We start from the raw sequence: 5,206 nt of genomic DNA, 5'->3' as shown, positions 1-5,206 counted from the left end.
GGCCGGCTGCCGCGGCGCCGGTCAACAGCGCGCTGGCCGACGCGTTCGCGCGCGCCAAGCGCAGCTGAGGTTCCGGGAGAGCCGGCGCGCCTGCGCCGATGCATCCAGTGCCGGCCGCACGGTGCGGCCGCGCAGCGCCGACTCAGGCCGATTCGGCGCGTTGGCTCTGGTCGGTGGCGAGCGCGGCCGGTGCCGGCGCCACCAGCGATGCGGCCAGCCCGAGCAGCTTGACCGGATCCACCGGCTTGCCCAGGTGCGCGTCGAAGCCGGCCTCCAGGGCCAGCGCGCGATCCTCGCTGCGCACGTAGGCGGTCAGCGCGATGGCCGGGATGCGGCTGGCTGCGCCGGCACCACGGGCGCGGATGCTGCGGATCAGGCTGTGGCCGTCGCGGCGCGGCATGCCGACGTCGCTGACCAGCAGCGCATAGGGCCGTTCGCGCAGCAGCGCTTCGGCATCGTCGGCGCAGACCGCGGCCTCGACCACGGCACCGGCTTCCTGCAGGAAGCGCTGGGTGACGCCCCGCGAATCCATGTCGTCGTCCACCACCAGCACGCGTACGCCATCCAGGCGAATGCCGTCGCGCCGCAGCATGCCGCCGGACAGGGCGGTATCGTTGCCACGGCGGATCGGATCCAGGCTCTGCACGTCGTTGCGCGGCAGTAGCAGGGTGAAGGTCGCGCCGAGGCCGACGCCGTCGCTGCTGACCGACAACTGTCCCTGGTGCAGTTCGGCCAGCTGCTTGGCGATCGCCAGGCCCAGGCCGAGGCCGCCAGCGCTGCGCGTGCTGCTCGCGTCGGCCTGGCGGAAGCGGTCGAACACGTGCGGCAGGAACGCCGGGTCGATGCCGATGCCGGTATCGCCGACGGCGATGCGGACGTGGGTGCTGGTGCTGTCCAGGGTCACCGTGACCGTGCCGGCGCTGGGGGTGAACTTGATGGCGTTGCCGATCAGGTTGGTCAGCACCTGCTGCAGCCGCACCCGATCGCCCAGATAGGGCAGGGCGGTCGCTTCGTCGGCGACCAGCACGATGTCGATGCCCTTGTTCTGCGCGCCGGGGCGCGCCGCATCGATGGTCTCGCTGAGCAGTGCGCGCAGGTCCAGCTCGCCGGCCTCCAGGCGGACCTTGCCGGACAGGATGGCGCTCATGTCCAACAGGTCGTCGATGATCTGCGCCTGCGAATGCGCGCTGCGCTCGATCACCTCCAGGCCCTTGCTCAGGTCCTTCTCGCGCACCGCATCGTCCTGCATCAGCCGCGACCAGCCCAGGATCGCGTTGAGCGGCGTGCGCAGCTCGTGGCTGAGCGTGGCCAGGAACTCGTCCTTCATGCGGCTGGCGCGTTCGGCCTCGCTGCGCGCGCTCTGCTCGGCGGCGAGCAGTTGCTGCAGGCGCAGGTCGGTGCCGCGGCGCTCGATGATGATGCCGGCCAGGTGCGAGGCGGAGCGCGCAAGATCCTGTTCGTGCGGGTTGGGGTAGTGCACGAACGGGTAGTACAGCGCGACTACGCCCAGCACTTCGCCATCGCTGGCCAGGATCGGCGTCGAGCAGCAGGCGACGATGTCCGCCTCCAGGGCGGTCGCCAGATACGCCTGCCAATGCGGGTTCACCCGCACGTCGCTGCACAGCACCTGCCGGCGCAGGTAGGCGGCGCGCCCGCAGCAGCCGGTGTTGGGGTCGATCGGCAGGCGCTGCACCGCCTTGCGGAAGGCGGGCGGCATGCTCGGCGCGGCGCCTTCCAGCAGGCACTGGCGGTGCTCGTCGACCAGCATGATGGTGCAGCGCAGGCCGACATCGCTCTGCGACTCGATGCCGCGCGCGATCGCCTCCAGCACCGTGCTCAGCGGCTTGCCGGTGGTGATCATCTCCAGCGCCGCGCGCTCGGCGGTGGTGGCATTCTCGATGCGCTTGCGCTCGGCGATGTCCAGCAGCGAGCCGATGAAGCCCAGGAACTGGCCGGACGAACTGAAGCGCGGCGTGGCGGTGTCCACGCACCAGCGGTACTCGCCGTCGTGGCGGCGCAGGCGGTATTCCACGGTGTAGGCGCGGCGGTCGGCACAGGCGCGCGCGAGGGTGCGGCCGACCGTGGCCAGGTCGTCGGCATGGATCATTTCCTGCCAGCCGCTGCCCAGCGCCTCCTGCTCGCTCTGCCCGGTGAACAGATACCACTGGCGGCTGATGTATTCGCAGTCGCCGTCGGCATTGGACATCCAGATCATCACCGGTGCGTTGTCGCACAGCTGGCGGAAGCGCAGTTCGCTTTCCTGCAGGCGCTGCTCGACCAGACGGCGGTCGTGGATGTCGGTATTGGTGCCGATCCAGCGCACGATGCGGCCGCTGTCGTCGCGGATCGGCAGGGCGCGGCCGAGATGCCAGCGGTATTCGCCGTCGTGGCGGCGCAGCGGGTACTCGATCTCGTACGGCTTGCCGCTGCGCAGCGCTTCCGGCCACACCTCCATCACCCGCGCCAGGCCTTCCTCGGTGTGCACATGGCGCCAGCTGTCGTACCCGGCCTCGCCGACCGGCAGCCCGGTGTACTCGTACCAGCGGCGGTTGAAGTAGTCGACGTGGCCGTCGGGCATGGCGGTGAACACGATCTGCGGCATCGCATCGGCCAGTTCGCTCAGGCGCGCGGCACTGCTGGCCAGTGCGCTTTGCGCGCCCGCGCGTTGCATCGATTCCCAGCAGCGCGCCGCCACCAGCCGCACCAGCTCGATCTCGGCCGAGGTCCACACGCGCGGCTGGGCGTGGTGCACGCCGATCGCGGCCACCAGGCGGCCGGCCTTGTGCAGCGGTGCCGTCAGCACGGCGCGCATGCCCAGGCGACGGTAGTTCTGGTCGTCCAGACGCATCGGCGGCTGGTGGGTCTCGGTGTCCTGCACCACCCACGGCCGGTTTTCGCGCATGCAGTCCAGCAGGTCGCTGCCGAAATCGCTGAAGCGCGAGCGCCCGGTCAGGTGCGAGGCGCCGTCGACGTAGTCGGCGCGCACGTCGAACTCGTCCTCGTCGGCCTCGACGATCGCGTAGGCGCAGCGATTGGCGCCGAGGTGCTGGCCGAGCAGGGCGGCGCCGGTCTCGCAGATGGCTTCGGTGCTGTGCAGGTTCTGCAGGGTGTCCTCGAGCATCAGCAGGAAGCTGTCGTGCGCCTGCGCGCGCGCCTGTTCGGTGCGGTCGATGCCATGCACCAAGATTCCGCTGACCCGGCCCTCGGCGTCGTGCATCGGCTGGTACACGCATTCCAGCGTGGTGTCCGAGGTCGCTTCGTGCGGACTACGGCACAGCTGGAAGGTCATCGACTCGTCGATAAACGGCACGCCGCTGGTGCGGACGTTGTCGAGCAGGCCGATGACGCCCTGATGCTGGATTTCGGGGATGGCCTCGGTCAGCGGCCGGCCGACCACCTCGCGCGGTCCGACCAGTTGCTGGTAGCGCCGGTTGACGGTCTCGATCACGTAATCCGGGCCGCGCAGGATCGCCAGCGCCGCCGGCGACTGCTCGAAGGCATCGGCCATCTGCGCACGTTGCGCGTCCAGCGCCTTCAGCAGCGTGTCGCGTTCGCGCGCCAGGGTGATCCGCGCCGTGTCCTCGGTGCACACGCACAGCACGCCGGCGATGCGGCCTTCGTCGTCGAACAGCGGGCTGTAGGAGAAGGTGAAATACACCTGCTCGCCGTAGCCGTTGCGCATCATCGTCAACGGAATATGTTCGTTCCAGGTCGATTCGCCGCTGGCCATCACCTGGTCGGCCTGCGCCCGCACCTCGGGCCAGACGTCCGGCCATACCTCTTCCATCGGCCGCGCGAACCCTTGCGGGTGTCGCAACCCGAGGATCGGCACGTAGGCGTCGTTGTACAGGTTGAACTGGCGCTCGCCCCAGCGCACCGCCATCGGGAACCGCGAGTTCAGGCAGATCGACAGCGCCGTGAGCAGGCTCCGCGGCCAGTGCTCCATCGGGCCCAGTTCGTGCTCACGCCAATCGATGGCGCGCAGCAAGGCCCCCGTGGCGCTGCCGGCGGGAAACCGGACAGGAGGCGGCGAACAGTCCTTGACGTTGATGGCGGAGTTCCTCGAAGCGTTCCCGCCAGGCGGCGGGCTTACGACCGAGGATTCTCAGGGGCGTGCGGTCGTCTTGGCGTGAGCGTCCTGCAAGGCCTTGATCAGCTGCTCGGACAGGTAGGGCTTGGTCAGCACCACGCCGGCGGCGAAACCGGGAGGGAGCGCGTCGGCGGCCACGCCGGTGGCGAGTACGAAGGGGGTGCCACGCTCGTTCAGCGCCCGGGCGACCGGTTCGCTGGTCTCGCCGGCGGAGAGGCGGAAGTCGAGCACCGCCCGGTCCGGGCGCTCGCTGTCGATCAGCGCAAGGGCCTGCTGCACGGATGCGGCGATGCCGACCACCTCGGCACCGGCCTGGGCAAGCTGCAACTCCAGCAGCGTGGCGTTCATTTCGTCGTTCTCGACCACCAGGATACGCAGGCCCCGCAATGCCGACATCGCTTGCTCGTTAAGGTTTGGGAACGGAAAGTATAGCGGGACCGTCACTGCCACCGCCTAGACAAACGGGCGCAGGAAGATGAAGCGTTTACCTGTGATCGACGTCGACGTCGACGTGCGCCGCGGCGGTCGCACAAAAAACAAACGGCAGCCGAAGCTGCCGTCAGTCCTGGTGCCGAAGGTGGGACTCGAACCCACACGCTTTTAAGGGCGGCGGATTTTGAGTCCGCTGCGTCTACCGATTCCGCCACTTCGGCGCGGCCGCGGAGTATAGCCGACAGTTCGGCCGCGCCGCCAGCGCATCTGCATTTGCCGTCGTTGGAGGAGGCGGGGGAATGGCAGTGGCCATGGGTACTTCCCGAGCACATCTCTATATGTGCGTCACACGTGGTGAAGCATTCGGCTCCTGCCGACCGCGCAAGGGGCGCGCAAATCCACCCGTTGTGCCGATATCGGCAATCATCGACACGAGTGGCGGAGGACTGCGGAGGCGCGTTGGTACCGTGTGCGGCGAGTTCCGCGGGTCGCCTCCATCGTTGGACGTGAGGCGCAGACGTCGCGCAATGCAGGCGCGCGCGCGGATGCAGCCGGTCGTGGCGAGGGCGTGTGCGGCGTCGCGAACGTTCCGCAAAAAAACGCTTGCGTGTGCCAATCACGATCGTTAATATTCCGCTCCTCGCAGCACGTGGGGCCATAGCTCAGCTGGGAGAGCGCTTGCAT

The 5,206-nt window shown here is 68.9% G+C and carries 2 protein-coding genes and 1 tRNA gene; all 3 read right to left on the bottom strand.

What is annotated here, in order from left to right; all coding sequences use genetic code 11:
* Positions 1-142 precede the first annotated feature (142 nt).
* A complete protein-coding gene (locus D588_RS0110505; RefSeq protein ID WP_232764274.1) occupies positions 143-3,946 on the bottom strand; it encodes a PAS domain-containing protein in 3,804 nt (1,267 codons plus the stop codon).
* A 159-nt stretch (positions 3,947-4,105) separates the two neighbouring features.
* Positions 4,106-4,486 (bottom strand): response regulator, encoded by a 381-nt coding sequence (locus D588_RS0110500; RefSeq protein ID WP_017915938.1) that lies wholly within the window; start codon positions 4,484-4,486, stop codon positions 4,106-4,108.
* A gap of 170 nt (positions 4,487-4,656) precedes the next feature.
* Positions 4,657-4,743 (bottom strand) — tRNA-Leu (locus tag D588_RS0110495).
* Between the last annotated feature and the right edge of the window lie 463 nt (positions 4,744-5,206).

This window comes from Xanthomonas sp. SHU 308 (assembly GCF_000364645.1).
In the GTDB taxonomy this organism is placed as follows: Bacteria; Pseudomonadota; Gammaproteobacteria; order Xanthomonadales; family Xanthomonadaceae; genus Xanthomonas_A; species Xanthomonas_A sontii.
This window is presented reverse-complemented; position numbering and strand designations above follow the sequence as displayed.

Coding starts and splice junctions, on each gene's coding strand:
- D588_RS0110505 (WP_232764274.1), bottom strand. CDS start 3,946: ATGGAGCACTGGCCGCGGAGCCTGCTCACGGCGCTGTCGATCTGCCTG.
- D588_RS0110500 (WP_017915938.1), bottom strand. CDS start 4,486: ATGTCGGCATTGCGGGGCCTGCGTATCCTGGTGGTCGAGAACGACGAA.